Raw genomic sequence first — 18,228 nt, forward strand, 5'->3', positions numbered from 1 at the left:
GGGACAAGCGCACTGTGAACGCAGACGGGTCATTCAGTCACTGAATGCCCGGCCACCTCGCGACCCGCCGTTCCGCCCGCGTCTTCAGCCGTCGTTATCGCGCATCGCCGGGGAACGCTCGAAACGGGCGTTGAACGCCTCGACGAACGCATTGCGGAGAATCCCGAGAAACGCCTGGAAGGCACTGATGTCCCGCTGCCGGACATTACCGCTCAGCTCCACGCGGGTTGCGAACTGATCTTTGCGCTGGTTCTTCAGCGCCGTCTCGCCGCCGCCGACCAGCGCTTCCCAGACCGAACGGAACAGGTTCTTGTCACTATCCTCCACGTCCTGCCGCCAGTTGAACACATCCACGTCACGCAGCAGCGGCTTGATATAGCCGTCCAGCTGGCCGCGCTTCGCATGGGCCTCCAGCACCAGGTCGCCGCTGCCGGCATTGAAGTCGAACTTGCCATAGGCGCTGGCGAAATCGTTGAGGCGCTTCAGCTCGACGCCGGTGACCCGCAGGCGCAGGTCGAAGTCCTCGAAGTCGCTCAGCGGGTCGAATCGCGCCGTCACCTCCAGCGGTGCCTGGCCGAGTATCCGCGCCGTGCCTTCGAGATGCGCCGGCCGCTGGCCGTGGGCGTCGGCCACGTTGGTCAGGTTATAGATACTGGCGTCGAGCGCCGAGGCGCGCAGGTTCACCGGCGGCTTCGAGCCGAAGTTGCGGAAGCGCAGGGTGCCGTCCACCACCCGCACCTCGTCGAGGGTGATCGGCAGCAGCTTGTCCAGTTGCTCGCGCCAGTCGGTGCCGGCCCCGGTCTGCGAGGCCTCGCGGTCGCCGCCGGCGTCGACGAAGTTGAGCTGCGGACGTTCGAAGACCACCCGCGCCACCACGGCATGGTCCTGCCAGAGCGCCCGCCAGCTCACCGACAGGTCGATGCCCGGCGCATCGAGGAACGGCACCGGCACCCTGCCGTTGTCCTTGACGATGCTCAGGCCATCGATCCGGTAGGCGCCACGCCATAACGCCAGGTCGACATCGGCGATGTGCCCGCGGTAGTCGCCCATATTGGCCAGCCTGTCGTTCAGGTAGCCACGCACCAGGTACGGCAGCGCCAGGTGCAGTGCCAGCGCGAGCAGGAGCAGCGCCGCCAGGGCGCCCAGGGGAATGGCATAGCGTTTCTTCATCGATGCGGCCCTCCTTGACAGTGGACCCACCCGGCGCGCCGCTGGTTCGACCGCGTCTGGACGCGCGCGCGGGGCGGAATAGGCTGGTTGATCTTTCCACCCGGCGACAAGGACACCATCATGAGCCGCATCTTCGCAGACAATGCGCAGTCCATCGGCAACACGCCGCTGGTCCAGATCAACCGCATCGCCCCGCGCGGCGTCACCATCCTGGCCAAGATCGAAGGGCGCAACCCGAGCCACTCGGTGAAATGCCGGATCGGCGCCAACATGATCTGGGATGCCGAAGCCAGCGGAAAACTCAAGCCCGGCGTGACCCTGGTCGAGCCGACCTCCGGCAATACCGGCATCGGCCTGGCCTTCGTCGCCGCGGCGCGCGGCTACAGGCTGCTGCTGACCATGCCCGCCTCGATGAGCCTGGAACGGCGCAAGGTGCTCAAGGCGCTGGGCGCCGAACTGGTCCTCACCGAGCCGGCGAAGGGCATGAAGGGCGCGATCCAGAAAGCCGAGGAAATCGTCGCCGGCGATCCGGGCAGGTACTTCATGCCGCAGCAGTTCGACAACCCGGCCAACCCGGCGATCCACGAGAAGACCACCGGCCCGGAGATCTGGAACGACACCGAGGGCGCGGTGGACGTGCTGGTCTCCGGGGTCGGCACCGGCGGCACCCTCACCGGCATCGCCCGCTACATCAAGAACACCCGGGGCAAGCCGATCCTCGCGGTAGCGGTGGAACCGGCCACCTCGCCGGTGATCAGCCAGACCCTCGCCGGCGAGGAAATCAAGCCCAGCCCGCACAAGATCCAGGGCATCGGCGCCGGCTTCGTGCCGAAGAACCTGGACCTGTCGCTGGTCGACCGGGTCGAGAAGACCACCGACGACGAGGCGAAGAACATGGCCCTGCGCCTGATGCAGGAGGAAGGCATCCTCTGCGGCATCTCCTCCGGCGCGGCGATGGCCGCCGCGGTGCGCCTGGCCGAGGAGCCGAACATGCAGGGCAAGACGATCGTGGTGATCCTCCCCGACTCCGGCGAGCGCTACCTGTCGAGCATGCTCTTCGACGGCCTGTTCAGCGACCAGGAACTGGCCCAGTGACCCACCACCTGCGGCGCCACGTCGAGATGGCGCCGCCTGCCGGAAGCCCGCACCATGCTGGAAACCTCGCTCTTCGTCGCCACCCTCGCCACCCTCGGCATGCTCTCGCCCGGCCCGGACTTCTTCCTGGTGATCCGCAACGCAGCGCGCTACCAGCGCTCGGCGGCGATGATGACCTCGCTGGGAGTGACCCTCGGGGTGGCCACCCACATGACCTACTGCGTCGCCGGCCTGGCCGTGGTGATCACCACCACGCCATGGCTGTTCAACGCGCTGAAGTACACCGGCGCGGTCTACCTGATCTGGATCGGCATCCAGGCCCTGCGCGCGCGCGGCGGCGGCCGCGTCGACCTGGCGCTCGGCGAGACGCAGCGCATCGGCCACTGGAGCGCATTCCTCCAGGGCTACCTGTGCAACCTGCTCAACCCCAAGGCCACGCTGTTCTTCCTCGCCGTGTTCACCCAGGTGCTGAGCCTGGACTCCAGCTTCGCCGAGAAGCTCTGGTACGCCGGCATCATCGTCGGCCTCGCCGCGCTCTGGTGGCCGCTGCTGGTGGTGCTGATCCAGAGCGCGGTGGTTCGTCGCGGCCTGGCCAGGGCCCAGGGGGTGGTCGACAAGCTGCTCGGCGGCCTGCTGATCGCCCTCGGGGTCAAGGTCGCCCTGAGTTGAGGCACGAGGCCGGGGCCTCGCCCCGGCGCGGCGCACTCTCCTGTCTGCGGGCCCGCAGGGAAAAGCCGCCCCTTTCCTCGCTTCCGGCAACGCGGGATAAAACCCGGGTGCCGGCCAGCGTTGCCGGCGCCCCCTGAGCGCCGGCGGCGAACCAGTCCGTCGCCGGCGCTGTCGTCAGCCGACAGGACACCTACAACAATGAAGACCCGCATCGCCTCCCTCACCCTCCTCGCCCTCGCTTGCGGCAACGGCGCCGCCTTCGCCGCCGACACCCTGAAGATCTACAACTGGTCCGAGTACATCGCCCCGGAGACCGTGGCGAACTTCGCCAGGGAAACCGGCGTCCAGGCCACCTACGACGTCTACGACAGCAACGAGACCCTCGACGGCAAGCTGATGACCGGCCAGTCCGGCTACGACGTGGTGTTCCCGTCGAACCACTTCATGGCCAAGCAGATCCAGGCCGGCGCCCTGAAGAAGCTCGACAAGAGCCAGCTGCCCAACTGGAAGAACCTCAACCCGGTGCTGCTCAAGGCCCTGGAGGTCAACGACCCGGGCAACCAGTACGGCTTCCCCTACCTCTGGGGCACCACCGGCATCGGCTACAACCCGGCGAAGATCAAGGCGGTGCTCGGCGACGACGCGCCGCTGGACTCCTGGGACATCTTCTTCAAGCCCGAGTACATGCAGAAGCTGAGCAAGTGCGGGGTGGCGGTGCTGGACAACGGCCCCGAGCTGCTGCCCATCACCCTCAACTACCTCGGCCTGCCACACCACAGCCAGAAGACCGACGACTACAAGCAGGCCCAGGCGGCGCTGCTGAAGGTGCGCCCGTACATCCGCTACTTCCACTCCTCGAAGTACGTCAGCGACCTGGCCAACGGCGAGATCTGCATGGTGGTCGGTTTCTCCGGCGACATCCTGCAGGCCGCGACCCGCGCCAAGGAGGCCAACAACGGCGTGGAAGTGCGCTACTCGACGCCGAAGGAAGGCTCGCCGCTGTGGTTCGACATGGTCTCGATGCCGGTCGACGCGCCCGACGAGAAGGCCGGCTACGCCTTCATGAACTACCTGCTGCGTCCCGAGGTGATGGCGGCGATCAGCAACCACGTGCACTACGCCAACGGCAACCTGGCCGCCGACCCGCTGGTGGACGCGCAGATCAAGGCCGACCCGGCGATCTATCCGCCGCAGGAGAAGATGGCCAAGCTGTTCGCCCTGGAATCCATGCCGCAGAAGATCGACCGCGTGCGCACGCGCACCTGGAACACGGTGAAGACCGGCAAGTGAAGCCCGGCGCCGGCCCGGTTTGTCGCCGGGCTGGCGTTTTAGCGCAAGGCTCGCCCACAGGCTCGTCAAATCCCGGACGGCCCGCTATAGTCCCTCTCGTTGTCTTCATCGACCGGATAGCCTCCATGAACCAGCGCTCGCACAGCTCGCTCCCCGCCCTTCCGGTAGCCACCGGCGAGGTCGGCGCGCTCCAGCCGTGCGCCAGCCTGGGCTGCGTTTCCCCTCCTGTAGTCGCCTCGCCTCCGCCTCCACCTCCCGGTTCGGCCGCCTGCCCGCCGCCGGGCGTCAGCCCCTGACGAGCGCGGTAGCGCCCCAACCCTCTTCCACAGCCCGCCGCGGCAGCGCCATTCGCTGCCGACGCGTGCCGTCCGCCGCCGGCCCGAGCCCGCGGCATGCCCGACTACAAGGTGGCAGATCCATGCTTGCACTGAACAAATCCGCGCTGGCCGGCCTGGCCAGCACCAGCCTCTTCGTCCTGCTCTGGAGCAGCGGCGCGATCGCCTCGAAATGGGGCCTGGCGCATGCCTCGCCGTTCGCCTTCCTGGTGTTCCGCTTCGGCATCGCCCTGGCCTGCCTGCTGCCGCTCGCCCCGCTGCTCAGGCTGCGCGCGCCGCGCAGCGCGCGTGAGCGCGGCAAGGCCCTGCTCACCGGCCTGGTGATGCTGGGGATCTATCCGATCTTCTATATCTTCTCGCTAAAGCTGCAGGTCACTCCCGGCATGATGGCGACCATCCTCGGCGTGCAACCGATCCTCACCGCCGTCATCCTCGAACGCCGGCAGTCGCCGGCGCGCCTGTTCGGCCTGCTGCTGGGCCTGGCCGGCCTGGTGCTGGTGGTCTACCAGGGCATCGGCCTGGCCGGGATGTCCACCGCCGGTATCCTCTGCGCGCTGCTGGCGCTGGCTGGCGTAACCGGCGGCTCGATCATGCAGAAGGGCATCCGCGAGAACCCGCTGGGCACCCTGCCCCTGCAGTACCTCACCGGCCTCGGCCTGTGCCTGGCGTTCGTGCCCTTCCAGCCGTTCGAGTTCGAATGGAACGCCGGCTTCCTGCTCCCCGCGCTGTGGATGGGCGTGGTGGTGTCGGTGGGCGCGACCCTGCTGCTCTACCGGTTGATCGCCCAGGGCAACCTGGTCAACGTCACCAGCCTGTTCTACCTGGTGCCGGCGGTGACCGCGATCATGGACCTGCTGGTCTTCGGCAACCGCCTCGGCTGGCTCAGCCTGCTGGGCATGGGGCTGATCGTGGTCGGCCTGACGTTCGTCTTCCGCAAGGCCGGCTGAGCGAACGGCCAGCTGCACGCTGCCCGCGCCGGCTTCGACGGGTAGCCGCCGCTGGCCGCCGACCGCCTGTTCCAGGCCATGCTCGACAACCCGTCAGGGGTGGTCTTCGCCGAAAGCTGGCAGGCCGTGGCCCGTCCCGAGCAGCGGATCAACCTGCACATCCCCGAACTGTTGCCGGAACTGGCCAGGCTCGCCCACAGCGCGCCGCCCCACGACCCGGCCTACCCCTTCATCCTCGCCGCCGGCGAGCGGCGCAGCGACACCAGCAATACCGCCGTGCGCGACACCGGCTGGCACCGCCGCGGGCGCTACGGCACCCTGCGCATCAGCCCGCAGGACGCCGAGGCGCTGGGCTGCGCCGACGGCGAGGTGCTGCGCGTGGTGACCCGTCGCGGCCGCGTCGAGGCGGAGGTGGAGATCAGCGACATGATGCAGCCGGGCAATATCTCCCTGCCCAACGGCCAGGGCCTGGAATACCGCAACGCCAACGGCGAGGTGGTGCGCCGGGCCGTGGCGCCCAACGAGGTGACCGACTGCAGCCAGCGCGACTTCCTCGCCGGCACGCCCTGGCACAAGTACGTGCCGACGCGCCTGGAGCGGTTGGCGCCGGCCGCGCCGGCCGACGCCTGAGCCGGGAGAGACGATCATGACCTTCGTCGTGCTGGAGGAATGCATCCGCTGCAAGCACACCGACTGCGTGGAAGTCTGTCCCGTGGACTGCTTCTACGAAGGCCCGAACTTCCTCGTCATCCACCCCGAGGGGTGCATCGACTGCGCGCTCTGCGAGCCGGAATGCCCGGTCGCCGCGATCCGCGCCGAGGACGAGGTGCCGCTCGGGCAACGGCGGTTCATCGGCCTCAACGGCGAACTCGCCGCGCATCCCAACTGGACGCGGATCACCCGCAAGAAGCCGGCGCCCGACGATCACGACGCCTGGTTCGGCATGCCGGGCAAGCTGGCCGAACTCGACCGCAACGGCGCCTGAGGCGCGGACAGCGCTCAGGCTTCGGCGCGCGAACGCATGAGCCGCCGGTAGCGACGGGTCTGCAGGAACGCGCCGGCCTGCTGCGCGAGCAGCGCGCACAACGGCGACACCCGTGGGTTGGCCGCCCTGCCCCGGCTCAGCTTGCGCAACTGGAACTTCACCGCCGCCATGTTCGCCAGCGAGGCCAGGGGTTTGTTCTTCCAGGTTATCGGCCGCAGCTGCGGCGCCGGGTCCCTGCCGGCGCGCCAGTCGCGCGGCAGGCCCGGCTCGAGGGCCAGCGCCGTGCCGATGCCGACCATGTCCACCCCGCTGGCCAGCACCTGCTCGGCCACCGGCCGTCGGCGAATGCCTCCCGTGACCATCACCGGCATCCGCGCCACCGTGCGGATGTCGCAGGCGAACTCGACGAAGTAGGCCTCGCGGGCCAGGGTCCGTCCGTCGCGCGCCTCGCCATGCATGGCCGGTGCCTCGTAGCTGCCGCCGGAGAGTTCGACCAGATCCACCCCCAGGCCATCGAGCATCCGTACCACCTGGCGCGCATCGTCGGCGCTGAAGCCGCCACGCTGGAAGTCGGCGGAATTCAGCTTCACCGCCACCGCGAAAGCGGGGGAAACCTCGGCGCGCACCGCCCGGACGATCTCCAGCAACAGCCGTGCGCGGTTCTCCAGGGAACCGCCCCAGGCATCCTCGCGACGGTTGCTCAGCGGCGAGAGGAACTGGCTGAGCAGGTAGCCGTGGGCGGCGTGGATCTGCACCCCGCTGAAGCCGGCCCGTTCGGCCAGCGCGGCGCTGCGGACGAATCGCCGGATGACCTCGGCGATCATCGCCTCGTCCATCGCCCGCGGCGTGGCGAAGTGCTTCGACAGCCCGCCCAGCTCCAGCGGCACCGCCGAGGGTGCCCAGGCCTGCTGGCCGAGGTTGGCCTGCATCTGCCGGCCCGGATGGTTGATCTGCAACCAGAACTGCGCGCCGGCGGAACGGCCGATACGCGCCCAGCGGCGGAATTTCTCCAGTTGCGCGTCGTCTTCCAGGACCACCCCGCCAGGGCCGGTCATGGCGCGGCTGTCGATCATCACGTTGCCGCTGATCAGCAACCCGGCGCCGCCATCGGCCCAGGCCTGGTAGAGGCGCATCAGCGCCTCGGAGGGCGCCTGCCCGGCGTCCGCCATGTTCTCTTCCATGGCGGCCTTGGCAATGCGGTTGGGGAGGGTCGAACCGTTGGGGAGCGAGAGGGGGTCGAACAGGTTCATGGGGCTACCTCGTAAGGACAATGGCCCGACGATAAGATTGAAGTGAACTTCAAGGTCAATGCTTTTTTTCCCATCGACCGGTTCGGTAGTGGCCGCCGGGCATGCCTGCCCGGCGGCCGTCACGCTCAACCGCGGATGAACGCCAGCAGGTCGGCGTTGATCACCTCGGCCTGGGTGGTCGGCATCCCGTGCGGGTAGCCCGGATAGGTCTTCAGCGTGCCGTTGCGCAGCAGCTTCGCCGAGCGTACGCCGGAGTTCTCGTAGGGCACGATCTGGTCGTCGTCGCCGTGCATCACCAGCACCGGGATGTCGATGCGCTTGAGGTCTTCGCTGAAGTCGGTCTGGGAAAAGGCCACGATCCCGTCGTAGTGGGCCTTGGCGCCGCCCATCATGCCCTGCCGCCACCAGTTGCGGATGATCCCTTCCGAGGGCTTCGCCCCAGGTCGGTTGTAGCCGTAGAACGGGCCGGCGGGAATGTCCTGGTAGAACTGCGCGCGGTTCGCCGCCAGCTGCGCCTGCAGGTCGTCGAAGACGCCCTTCGGCAGGCCGCCGGGGTTGCCCTCGGTCTTCACCATCAGCGGCGGCACGGCGCTGATGATCGCCGCCTTCGGCACCGGGTCGTCGGGATAGCGGGCGATATAGTGGACCACCTCGCCGCCGCCGGTGGAATGGCCGACGTGGATCGCGCCGCGCACCCCGAGGTGCTCGACCACCGCCGCCACGTCGTCGGCGTAGTGATCCATGTCGTGACCATCCCAGACCTGGCTGGAACGTCCGTGGCCACGGCGGTCGTGGGCGACCACGCGGAAACCTTCGGCGAGGAAGAACAGCATCTGCGCATCCCAGTCGTCGGCGCTCAGCGGCCAGCCATGATGCAAACAGATCACCTGGGCGTCGCGCGGCCCCCAGTCCTTGTAGAAAATCTCGACGCCATCCTTCGTTGTCACATAACCCATGTCGCTTCTCCCGCTCTGGTGTGGATGCAGGCACCCGCGCGACAACGTCGGCGGGCGCCCCGTGTAGAGTAGAAAGCCGCCGCCGGCGCGCCGCCTCGACGAGGAGAACACGACCGACGGTAGCGCGCCGGCGACCAGCCTGTCGTGTTCGTCGCCCGGCGGTGAAACGACCCTAGGCTTGAAGTAGGCTTGAAGGTCAACGCATTTCGAGGTGCGACATGAAAATCGGCGAACTGGCGAAACTCACCGGCCTGGCGACTTCGCGCATCCGCTTCTACGAGGCCAGCGGGCTGATCCGCTCGCAGCGCAAGGCCAACGGCTACCGCGACTACACGGTGGACACCGTGTGGATCCTGGAGCTGGTCACCGGCGCCCAGGCTGCCGGTTTCTCCCTGGAGGAGATCGCTCGCCTGCTGCCGACCGGCAATGACGCCCGGCAGCATGACGAGCTTCTCGATGGCCTGCGCCGCAAGGTCGTCGAGATCGAAGCCCTGCAACGACGCCTGGAGCAGAACAAGGCGCAATTGCTGCTGGCCATCGAGAGCATCGAGAACAAGCCGGAAGGCCTGCAGTGTACGGAGAACACCCAGCGCGTGCTGGAGCGTCTGCGCGAGGAAAGCCGCTTACAGAACGCCGGGCCTGCACGGTAAACCCGGCGCCCTCTCCCGCGCCGGCGGAGCAGCGGCTTTCACTTGACCTTGAAGCTGACTTCAACCCTAGAGTGACGCCAACCCGCCCGGACGACATGCCGAAACCGGCGCCGGCGGGATCACTCACCGAGGAAGGTCAACGCAATGACCAAGCGCATCCTGCACGTCGTCACCAACGTCGCCCACTATGCCGATCCGACCCAGCCCACCGGGCTGTGGCTGTCGGAGTTGACCCACGCCTACGAGATCTTCGCCGCCCGGGGCTACCAGCAACGCCTGGTCAGCCCCCGCGGCGGCGAATCGCCGCTGGAACCGCGCGCGCTCGGCTGGCCGCACGCCGACGCCAGCGCCAAGGCCTGGCTGGCCGACGAGCGGCGCCTGGCCCTGCTCGCCGACACCGCCAGCCCCGAGCAGATCGATGCCGCCGACTTCGACGCCATCTACTTCACCGGTGGCCACGGCGTGATGTGGGACTTCCCCGACGACGCCGGGCTGCAGCGCCTGACCCGCGAGATCCACCAGCGCGGCGGCATCGTCTCGTCGGTCTGCCACGGCTATTGCGGCCTGCTCAACACGCGCCTGGACGACGGCCGCCTGCTGGTCGCCGGACGCCGCCTCACCGGCTATTCCTGGATCGAGGAGGTGCTCGCCGGGGTCGCCCGCAAGGTGCCGTACAACGTCGAGGAAGAAATGAAACGGCGCGGCGCGCTATACGAAAGGAGCCTGCTGCCGTTCACCAGCAAGGTGGTGGTCGACGGCCGCCTGGTCACCGGGCAGAACCCGCAGTCGGCCAGGGCCACGGCCGAGCGGGTGGCCGCCCTGCTCGGCTGAACGCGCGGCGCTTCAGTCCTGCGCACGCCTCACCTGGAAGTCGTGGCGCCGCTTGCCGATGAAGAACGACATCTGCATCGTCCCGTCGGCCAGGGGCCGCAGGATCGTCGCAGTGCTGGTCTTGTGGTAGGGGTGGCTGAACAGCGCCGGCTTTTCCGTGTAGGCGTAGCTGCGGAAATGCAGCTCGTCGCCGACCCAGCGCACGTCGTTGTAGAGGTGCCGCCAGTTATCGCTGTCGGCCATGTACAGCCGGGCGCCGCCGTCCGCGTCGCGGAGCACTTCGAGCTGTACGCCGTCGTCGTTCGCCCAGCGGCCGATATAGCGCTCCAGGCCGACATGCGGGGGAATCGCCGGCGCGGGGAGGAAGTCGCCGCTGCGGTACGGCGTCAGCCTGCCGCGCTCGGCGTCCGTGTTGTACATCCCGCACAGCGAGGCGACCCTGTCCACCTTCAGGTAATCGAAGGTCAGCTCGGCGCTGGCGATGCGCATGCCCAGGCGCATCGCCTGGGGCTTGAAGTCCAGAACCCGCAGGTCGAACTCGTCGAAGGGCGACCTGACATGGATGGAGCCGCCATCGTCGGCCACCCGGTAGTCGGACGTTTCGATCTCCCGACGTTCGTCGAGCTTCGTGCAGTTGAAGGGGTGCAGCAGCACCTTGCCGTCCGCCCGGTACTCGGCGACGTTGGCGATGCCGTTGCGCAGCGGCAGCATGGCCCAGATGCCGACGATGCGGCTCTGGTCCTCGGCGAGGGACGACGACGGGGCGGGTTCGCCCGCCTCCTTGTGGGCGCAGCCGCCCAGGACCAGGGCGGCCAGGGCGAAAGGAAGGAATCTGTTCGGCATGCGGGTCATCCATGATTCGTTGGCGAAAATCCCCAGCGCCGCGCTGGAGCATGGCGTTCGCGGACGGCTGCGGAGCGTAGCGCAGAGCGCCGCTCCGCTGCCAGCGACCGGTTCCGCCTTGCGGGCTGCGCGACGCGGCGGCCTATGCCAGCGGCTTGAGCATCAGGAAGTTGCGCACGCTGTAGTAACCCTGCGAATCCCGCCAGTCGAGAGCGGCCAGGCTCTGCATGCCGGCCTCCCACGGCTGGTTGTCGAACAGCGCTTCCACCGTGCGCTGGTTGCCGAAGGCGCAGAAGAAATGCCGGAACCAGTGCAGGCGCGGGTCCAGCGGCTCGGCGCGGATCGCCCGCTCGATGCCCGGGAACAGCCCCGCCGGCAGCGCTGGCGCCTTGCCCTCGGCACCGCGCAGGCCGAGGTTGCCGATGTGCGCCTCGAAACGCCGCTCGCCGATCTCCCAGGTCTCCACCAGCACCTGGTCCTCCCCGGCATGTCCCCAGAACACCGAGAGCAGGACATGCAGGGAATTGGAGCAGAAATTGCGCAACGCGTCCTGCAAACCCTCCTCGCCGCCACCGATGCCGGCGAAGGCCTCCTGCAACTGGCGCTCGTCCTCCAGCAGCACGTCGACATCCAGCCGTCCGGTCTTCTCCCCCGGGTACCAGGTGGCGCGGATCGCCGGCAGCCGCCCGTTGGGCGCCACCCATTCGCCGTGCGCGACGTACTCGATCTGGTGGGAGTCGAACAGTGCAGCCAGGTGCTGCGAGGCGGAGACCGCTTCCATGGGTTGTCCCTTCATGCGTCGATGGCGCGCCCGAGGCGGCCAGGAAAACCCGGCGAGGCCGGGCGAAACGCGGCATAGGGTAGCGTAGATCGACACGCGCGGCGCGCCCGCCCGTTCGGCGCCTGCGCGGGCCGCCCGCCGCCGGGCGGCTAGACTGCCTGGGTCGCCCCCCGCCCGTGGAGACCGCCCATGACCAGCAAGAACACCATCTGCCTCTGGTACGACAACGCCGCACTGGAGGCCGCGACCTTCTACGCCGAGACCTTCCCGGACAGCGCCGTGCTGGCCATCCACCGCGCCCCCGGCGACTACCCTTCCGGCAAGGAAGGCGACGTGCTGACGGTGGAGTTCCGCGTGATGGGCATTCCCTGCCTCGGTCTCAACGGCGGGCCGGCGTTCCGCCACAGCGAGGCGTTCTCCTTCCAGGTCGCCACCGACGACCAGGCCGAGACCGACCGGCTGTGGCACGCCATCGTCGACAATGGCGGCGAGGCAAGCGCCTGCGGTTGGTGTCGCGACAAGTGGGGCCTGTCCTGGCAGATCACCCCGCGCGTGCTCAGCCAGGCCATCGCCAGTCCGGACCGCGCGGCGGCCAGGCGCGCCTTCGAGGCGATGATGACGATGGGCAGGATCGATATCGCGGCGATCGAGAAGGCCTTCCGAGGCTGAGCCGGCCCACTGGATCATAGAGGAGTTGCGAAATGGACCGATACACCGGCGGCTGCCTCTGCGGCCAGCTCCGCCTGGTGGCGAGCGGCCAGCCCTACCGGGTCGGCCTCTGCCATTGCCTGGACTGCCGCAAGCACCACGGCGCGCTGTTCCACGCCTCGGCGATCTTCCCCGAGGACGCGGTGCGCATCGAGGGCGAAAGCCGCGACTACGCCGGGCGCTGCTTCTGTCCGCACTGCGGCTCGTCGGTGTTCTCGCGCAGCGCCGACGAGATCGAGGTCAGCCTCGGCGCCCTCGACGCCCCCGACCGGTTGCGCCCCACCTATGAACTCTGGACTATCCGCCGCGAGAGCTGGCTGCCGGCGTTTCCGCTGGCCCGCCATTATGAAGGGGATCGCCCGGGCAACGGACGCAGTGAAGAATGAAGTTCAAACCCCAGGAAAAAGGTATCGCCATGGACGAATCGTTCGAAGAGCATCTGGAACTCGCCAAGACGCTGTTCGCGCGGCGCCTGCCGTACTGGTGCGACGCTTTCCTGCGCCCGGCCGACCAGGCCTTCCACGCCTTCCTGAACGCACATGGCCACGCCACCACCTACCTGGTGCTCGAAGGCTTCGATCCGGTCTATATTCCTCGCGGCTGCGACCTGGATGCCGTACGCGCGACCGCCAGGGCCAGGGCGCGCCTGAGGGAGGAAGGCGCGGCGGAGGACACGCTGCCCATCCTGCTCTGATCGCCTCCCGCCCGGATGGCGGAACGTCCCGGGCCAGCCCTTCGCCCCCACGCATTGCCCGCCAATGGAAGGCCCCGATGAACCCCCAGCCCCTGTTCCGTCTCGCCGCCTGCCTGGCCCTCCTCCTGCCGGCGGCCTGTGCCACGCCCCGCCCCGCCACGCCGGCGGACCCCACCACGCTGTTCGCCGACGCCCTGCGCTGCCGCGGCGCCTTCCCCGACAGCCGTGACCCGGCGATAGCCGGCTACCTGCGCGCCAATGGCGTCGAGGTACAGGACCGCGCGCCCGGCGGGCCCCTCGACCTGCTCTACCGCTTCGCCAGGCCGCCGCGCATCGACGGCAGCCTGGTGAACGCGGTGCGCGTGCGCGATGGCAACGGCGTGCTGGTGATGGCCTATGCCGAAGGCGACCTCGAAGACTTCGCCCGCCGCCAGGGTGCGGCGCCCCACCCCGGCGAACACGCCGCCGCGGATGGCTTCGGTGAACTGGAGGTGCTCTACAGCCGGCCCCTGCCACTGCGCCCCGGCCTCGACCAACGCCCGCCGCGCCTGGTGATCGGCCGCGGCATCGAGGCGGCGACGCGCGCGTTCCGCTGGGGCTGCCGGAGCTACGACGGCTGAACGCGGCAAGCCCGGTCGAGGACAACCAGCCCAGGGTCCGACGCCGCCAGCCAGGATGAGGGCGCCTCCGGCCCGGGCAGGCGCGGCGCCAGCCTCAGCATGGTGTCGAGCGCCCCCCGGCGCGCAATGGGCCTCTCACCTTCCTTCGCCAACGTTGCATCTTCCTCGCCTGCCGGAAGCGAGGCGATCGAGAACGGGGCAAGGCCGGGCGAGCCGCGACCTCCCTTCAAGCGTCCCGCCCATCGCCTCCAGGTCCGGTGGCCCGCAGGAGAATGCGCACCGCCCAGAGCCACTGGGCGATGAGGGTCTCGTTATGTTCCGGATTGCCCAGCAGCACGCTCGACAGCGCCATGCCGCGCAGGAAACGGATGCTCAGCGACTTCACCGCGTCGTAGTTGGGCGTTTCCCGGACCGCCGCGAACAGGCTGTCGACTACCCGTTCGCGCTCGACCCAGGCCTGCCGCTCGGCGTCCCTGACCGCGGCCTGCAGGTCGGCGTCGGTGCGCGAGGCGCCCCACAGCTCCAGCTCGGCAAGAAAGGCCGGACGCAGGCTCATCGCCGCGAGAATGCGTATCGCGCGCTCGACCGGGTCGCTGACCCCGGCCATGGTCGACTCGGCCTGGCGCACCGCTTCGTCGTTGCGCCGCACCAGCTCCTCGATGGTGGCCGAGAGCAGCGCCGCATGGGTCGGGAAGTGATGGAGCAGCGCGCCACGGCTGGCACCCGAGCGGCGCTGCACTTCGAGGGTGGTGGTCCGGCTCGCGCCCAGCTCGATCAGCGACGACACGGCCGCATCGAGAAGGCGTTGGCGGGTGGGGACTTTGCTGGCGGGCGAGGGACTGCTTGCTGCTGGCATGACGGGCTATTCACTCGACGAATGATGGAAACAGTCAGGATTGACTGTCCGCTCGGGCATTCATACAGTCAACCCTGACTGTGCTGTCCCGAACAACCGAGATCCTACTCCCTGGAGACCGAGATGCCGACCTTCGCCACCGTCAAGATCGAACTGGATCCGCAGTCCCCGCGCATCGCGCGGCTGCTGCTGAACCGCCCGGAGCGCCTGAACGCCATCACCGACCAGACGCCACGCGACATCCGCGCCGCGGTGGAGTGGGCGGAGGCCCACGACGAGGTCCACGTGATCGTCGTGGAAGGCGCCGGCAAGGGCTTCTGCGGTGGCTACGACCTGGCGGCCTCGGCCGAACGGATGCTGGAACACCCCTGCCAGCAGGAAAGCAGCCCCTGGGACCCGATGCTCGACTACGCCTGCATGAAACGGAACACCGAGGACTTCATGAGCCTCTGGCGCTGCAGCAAGCCGACCATCGCCAAGGTGCACGGCCACGCCGTGGCCGGCGGCAGCGACATCGCGCTGAGCTGCGACCTGCTGGTGATGGCCGAGGATGCGCGGATCGGCTACATGCCGACGCGCGTCTGGGGCTGTCCGACCACCGCGATGTGGACCTTCCGCCTCGGCTTCGCCCGCGCCAAGCAACTGATGTTCACCGGCGACGTCCTCGACGGCGCCACCGCCGCGGCCTGGGGCCTGGCCAACCTGGCGGTGCCGGCGGAGGAGCTGGAGGCGGCGACCCTGAAGCTCGCCGAGCGCATCGCCGGGGTGCCCCGGTCGCACCTGGCGATGCACAAGATGGTGGTCAACCAGGTGATGCTGAACATGGGCCTGGAGCAGACGCAAAGCCTGGCCACCCTGTTCGACGGCATCACCCGGCACAACCCCGAGGGTGTCTGGTTCCGCCGCTACGCCCAGGCCGAGGGCTTCAAGGCGGCGGTGGAATGGCGCGAAAGCGGCCGGCCGATCCCCGAGCGGGAAGAGGCTCGCGAGCTGATCCGCGATCTGGAGGCACGGCTGAAGCCGTAGTCCACTTCCGTACCGCGCGCATGCCGCGCGCAGCCACCCGGAGATGCCCGATGCCGACCGCCGTCCCACGCAACGCCGAACTGCACCGGCGCCTGGCCACCACCCCCAGCCCCTTCGACCTGCTCGCCGCGACGGTGCGAGAGGTACCGCAGCGAACCGCCCTGGAATGCCTCCCCGACGACCTCGCCGGTGCCCCGCAGGCGCTCAGCTACCGCCAGTTGCTGCTGGACGTGCAGCGCTTCGCGGCGGCGCTGCGGGCGACCGGCATCCGCCAGGAGGAAGCGGTGGCCATCCTGCTGCCCTTCGTTCCCCAGGCGGTGGTCGCCCTTCTCGCCGCCAGCGCCGTGGCCGTCGCCTTCCCGGTCAACCTGCTGCTCTCGGCGGAGGCGATCCGCACGCAACTGGAGCTGGCGCGCTGCCGCGTCGTCGTCTGCCTGGGCCCGCATCCGGCGCTGGACGTACGGGAGCGGGTCGGCCAGGCGCTCGCCGCGATGGCCGGGCCGCCGCTGCTGGTCGAGGTACCACTGGCCGGAGCGACGCCCGGCGCGCTGTGCTGGGACGCTTTCATCGCTCGTTCCGCCAGCGGCGTGGACGCGCCCGGCGCGCCCGAGCGCCTCGGCGCGCTGGTCCACACCGGCGGCAGCACCGGGCAGCCGCGCCTGGCGCGCCTGTCGCTGCGCAACATGGCCAGCGCGGCGCTCATGGCCGGCGCCGGCCTCGGCATCCGGCCCGAGGAGCGGCTGCTCAGCGGCTTGCCACTGTTCCACGTCGGCGGCGCCATCGACGCCCTGCTGGCCGCGCTGGCGGTGGGCGCCACCCTGGTCTTCCCGACCGCGCTGGGAATGCGCAACCCGGCCGTGGTCCGGCAGGTCTGGCAGATCGTCGCGCGCTACCGGATCACCCTGCTGGCGGCCGTGCCGACCTCGCTCGCCGCGATCCGCGACAGCCCGCTCGCGGATGCCGACCTCAGCCAGCTGCGGGCGCTGATGACCGGCGGCTCGCCGCTGCCCGAGGAACTCGCCCGGCACCTGCGGGCCCGCACCGGCAAGCCTATCTACCAGCTCTACGGCATGACCGAGTCGAGCGGCATCGCCAGCGCCCAGCTCACCAGCGGCCAGCCCGCGGCCCACGCGGCCGGGGTGCCCGTGCCAGGGGTCGAGATCGCCCTCGGCGAGCCCGGCGTGTACCGGCCGGGGGCGAAGGGCGAAATCCTCGTGCGCGGGCCGAACGTCTTCCATGGCTACCTGACCGCCCAGGGCGTGGTCGACGATCCGCGCGGCGGCTGGCTCGCCTCCGGCGACCTCGGCGAGGTCACGGCCGACGGCGAGCTACGGATCGTCGGTCGCAGCAAGGATGTGATCATCCGCAGCGGGCACAACATCGATCCCCTGCTCATCGAGGAGACCGCCCACCAGCATCCGGACGTGGCCCAGGCCGCTGCGGTGGCGATGCCCGACGACTATGCCGGCGAGGTCCCGGTGCTGTTCGTGGTGGCGCGCGCAGGCGCGCAGGTCATGCCCGGTGAGATCGCCACCTTCGTCGCGCAACGCATCGCCGAACCGCCGGCGCGTCCCCGCCAGGTCTTCGTTCTCGACGAACTGCCGCTGACCCCGTTCGGCAAGATCGCGCGCTTCCGCCTGCGCCAGCGCGCGGTGGAACAGCGGGTCGGCGAACTGCTGGCGGAGCGCCTCGGCGCAATCACGGTGAGCTGCGACGACCCCGCCGCCAGGCGCGTGACGATCGGCAGCGGACAACGCCTGGAGGAACCCCGGCGCGCGGAGATCGAGCGTCTGTTGCAGCGCTTCGACCTGCAACTGGAGATCCGCCAGCGCTAGCGAAGGCAGCGGTCCGGTGGCTGGCTGGCGGAGATTCTGGTCATTTCCGGAGCACCGCTCCCGGCGCGGGCTGCCACGCCTGTCCAGGCGCCTGCTGCGAGGCACACCATGCGATCGAGGGCAGGCGGCGTCCGGCCACGGGGAGACCATGTGCCGCCAGCTGAAGCGAAAGGGGAAGCGTCCGGCTCTCGCTGTTCTCTCCTACCCCTGCAGCTCGCTTCTCGCCTCGGCCAACTCTCGCTGGGCCTTCCTCAGCTTGCGGGCTTTGCTACGGATCTTGTCTTCCTTGCCGCTGGCCTGGGCCTCCAGCAGTTCCTCCCGCCTTTCCTCGACTTCCTGTTCTTTCTTGCGAATATTCTCTTCATGTTTTCGAAGCAACGAGGCATCGGTGCAGTGCGCCTCGATCCTCTGCAAGGCGATTCGCAATCCGGCTTCACGGTGCGTATTGTCGTGCATCCGGGCATAGTCGATCTGCTGGCGGATCCTGGCCTTCTTGGCCTCGCAGCCTCTGAATTCAGCGTGGGATTGAGCTGACACACCAAGCAGAATGGCGAGCATCAGCGACAGCGCCTTGTTGTTCCTGGCCATCGGGCTTCCTTGTTGCGTGTGGCGACAGCGAGCGAAAGCGGACTCCCGCCCTCCGCCTTTTATCCATGAAGGCATTCCTCATGGGCAGGCCGGCTTTAT

At 69.0% G+C, this 18,228-nt stretch carries 20 protein-coding genes and 1 pseudogene; 14 read left to right on the top strand and 7 right to left on the bottom strand.

The genetic code is table 11. From position 1 onward, the window contains the following. Positions 1–84: 84 nt before the first annotated feature. The gene (locus B7D75_RS18165; RefSeq protein ID WP_034079599.1) at positions 85–1,170 is read right to left on the bottom strand and encodes a DUF748 domain-containing protein; all 1,086 of its coding nucleotides are present in this window, start codon (positions 1,168–1,170) and stop codon (positions 85–87) included. A 120-nt stretch (positions 1,171–1,290) separates the two neighbouring features. Here B7D75_RS18165 and cysK point away from each other — a divergent pair, with 120 nt between their 5' ends. From cysK to fdxA, 6 genes and pseudogenes are all read left to right on the top strand, one after another. Further along, positions 1,291–2,265: a cysteine synthase A gene (cysK, locus tag B7D75_RS18170; RefSeq protein ID WP_033999022.1), complete on the top strand. Its 975-nt coding sequence runs from the start codon at positions 1,291–1,293 to the stop codon at positions 2,263–2,265. A gap of 54 nt (positions 2,266–2,319) precedes the next feature. After that, positions 2,320–2,934, top strand: a complete 615-nt coding sequence (locus B7D75_RS18175) for a LysE family translocator (protein WP_012076494.1) — start codon at positions 2,320–2,322, stop codon at positions 2,932–2,934. 198 nt (positions 2,935–3,132) lie between these two features. After that, complete coding sequence (locus B7D75_RS18180; RefSeq protein ID WP_107114285.1) at positions 3,133–4,224, top strand: polyamine ABC transporter substrate-binding protein; 1,092 nt, start codon at positions 3,133–3,135, stop codon at positions 4,222–4,224. A gap of 418 nt (positions 4,225–4,642) precedes the next feature. Beyond that, positions 4,643–5,506: a DMT family transporter gene (locus B7D75_RS18190; protein ID WP_107114286.1), complete on the top strand. Its 864-nt coding sequence runs from the start codon at positions 4,643–4,645 to the stop codon at positions 5,504–5,506. 3 nt (positions 5,507–5,509) lie between these two features. Then, positions 5,510–6,136 (top strand): annotated as a pseudogene (locus tag B7D75_RS18195) (molybdopterin dinucleotide binding domain-containing protein); the annotation flags it as partial. A 16-nt stretch (positions 6,137–6,152) separates the two neighbouring features. After that, positions 6,153–6,491: a ferredoxin FdxA gene (gene fdxA, locus B7D75_RS18200; RefSeq protein ID WP_107114287.1), complete on the top strand. Its 339-nt coding sequence runs from the start codon at positions 6,153–6,155 to the stop codon at positions 6,489–6,491. A 14-nt stretch (positions 6,492–6,505) separates the two neighbouring features. On the opposite strand, the gene B7D75_RS18205 is transcribed toward fdxA, so the two are convergent. Further along, positions 6,506–7,741, bottom strand: coding sequence for an NADH:flavin oxidoreductase/NADH oxidase family protein (locus B7D75_RS18205; RefSeq protein ID WP_107114288.1), 1,236 nt, complete (start codon positions 7,739–7,741; stop codon positions 6,506–6,508). Positions 7,742–7,866: 125 nt separating this feature from the next. Beyond that, positions 7,867–8,697, bottom strand: a complete 831-nt coding sequence (locus B7D75_RS18210; protein WP_107114289.1) for an alpha/beta fold hydrolase — start codon at positions 8,695–8,697, stop codon at positions 7,867–7,869. 218 nt (positions 8,698–8,915) lie between these two features. Here B7D75_RS18210 and B7D75_RS18215 point away from each other — a divergent pair, with 218 nt between their 5' ends. Next, positions 8,916–9,347, top strand: a complete 432-nt coding sequence (locus B7D75_RS18215; RefSeq protein WP_107114290.1) for a MerR family transcriptional regulator — start codon at positions 8,916–8,918, stop codon at positions 9,345–9,347. Between the two features lie 144 nt (positions 9,348–9,491). Then, positions 9,492–10,178, top strand: a complete 687-nt coding sequence (locus B7D75_RS18220; RefSeq protein WP_053814224.1) for a type 1 glutamine amidotransferase domain-containing protein — start codon at positions 9,492–9,494, stop codon at positions 10,176–10,178. Positions 10,179–10,190: 12 nt separating this feature from the next. Here the strand turns inward: B7D75_RS18220 and B7D75_RS18225 are convergent, their stop codons facing one another. After that, positions 10,191–11,021, bottom strand: a complete 831-nt coding sequence (locus tag B7D75_RS18225; protein ID WP_043102143.1) for a hypothetical protein — start codon at positions 11,019–11,021, stop codon at positions 10,191–10,193. A gap of 142 nt (positions 11,022–11,163) precedes the next feature. Continuing rightward, a complete protein-coding gene (locus B7D75_RS18230) occupies positions 11,164–11,802 on the bottom strand; it encodes a DUF6348 family protein (protein WP_012076506.1) in 639 nt (212 codons plus the stop codon). Positions 11,803–11,991: 189 nt separating this feature from the next. Between B7D75_RS18230 and B7D75_RS18235 the strand changes: the two genes are divergently transcribed. The 4 genes from B7D75_RS18235 to B7D75_RS18250 all read left to right on the top strand — a co-directional run bounded on the left by B7D75_RS18235 (position 11,992) and on the right by B7D75_RS18250 (position 13,824). Continuing rightward, positions 11,992–12,471 carry a VOC family protein gene (locus tag B7D75_RS18235; RefSeq protein ID WP_012076507.1) on the top strand — a complete coding sequence of 160 codons (480 nt, stop codon included), beginning with the start codon at positions 11,992–11,994 and terminating at the stop codon, positions 12,469–12,471. 32 nt (positions 12,472–12,503) lie between these two features. Then, positions 12,504–12,896 (top strand): GFA family protein, encoded by a 393-nt coding sequence (locus B7D75_RS18240; protein ID WP_012076508.1) that lies wholly within the window; start codon positions 12,504–12,506, stop codon positions 12,894–12,896. A 29-nt stretch (positions 12,897–12,925) separates the two neighbouring features. Beyond that, positions 12,926–13,204, top strand: coding sequence for a hypothetical protein (locus B7D75_RS18245; RefSeq protein WP_034079653.1), 279 nt, complete (start codon positions 12,926–12,928; stop codon positions 13,202–13,204). Positions 13,205–13,281: 77 nt separating this feature from the next. Continuing rightward, positions 13,282–13,824: a hypothetical protein gene (locus tag B7D75_RS18250; RefSeq protein WP_107114291.1), complete on the top strand. Its 543-nt coding sequence runs from the start codon at positions 13,282–13,284 to the stop codon at positions 13,822–13,824. 226 nt (positions 13,825–14,050) lie between these two features. On the opposite strand, the gene B7D75_RS18255 is transcribed toward B7D75_RS18250, so the two are convergent. Further along, positions 14,051–14,680, bottom strand: coding sequence for a TetR/AcrR family transcriptional regulator (locus B7D75_RS18255; RefSeq protein ID WP_107114292.1), 630 nt, complete (start codon positions 14,678–14,680; stop codon positions 14,051–14,053). Positions 14,681–14,803: 123 nt separating this feature from the next. Here B7D75_RS18255 and B7D75_RS18260 point away from each other — a divergent pair, with 123 nt between their 5' ends. Together B7D75_RS18260 and B7D75_RS18265 are read left to right on the top strand one after the other, a co-directional pair. Further along, positions 14,804–15,706 (top strand): crotonase/enoyl-CoA hydratase family protein, encoded by a 903-nt coding sequence (locus tag B7D75_RS18260; RefSeq protein WP_107114293.1) that lies wholly within the window; start codon positions 14,804–14,806, stop codon positions 15,704–15,706. Positions 15,707–15,756: 50 nt separating this feature from the next. Next, entirely contained in the window at positions 15,757–17,541 is a 1,785-nt protein-coding gene (locus B7D75_RS18265; protein WP_058129239.1) for an AMP-binding protein, read from the top strand. A 201-nt stretch (positions 17,542–17,742) separates the two neighbouring features. On the opposite strand, the gene B7D75_RS18270 is transcribed toward B7D75_RS18265, so the two are convergent. Further along, positions 17,743–18,129 (bottom strand): DUF1090 domain-containing protein, encoded by a 387-nt coding sequence (locus B7D75_RS18270; protein ID WP_012076514.1) that lies wholly within the window; start codon positions 18,127–18,129, stop codon positions 17,743–17,745. Positions 18,130–18,228 lie beyond the last annotated feature (99 nt).

It is taken from the genome of Pseudomonas paraeruginosa (genome assembly GCF_003025345.2).
In the GTDB taxonomy this organism is placed as follows: domain Bacteria; phylum Pseudomonadota; class Gammaproteobacteria; order Pseudomonadales; family Pseudomonadaceae; genus Pseudomonas; species Pseudomonas paraeruginosa.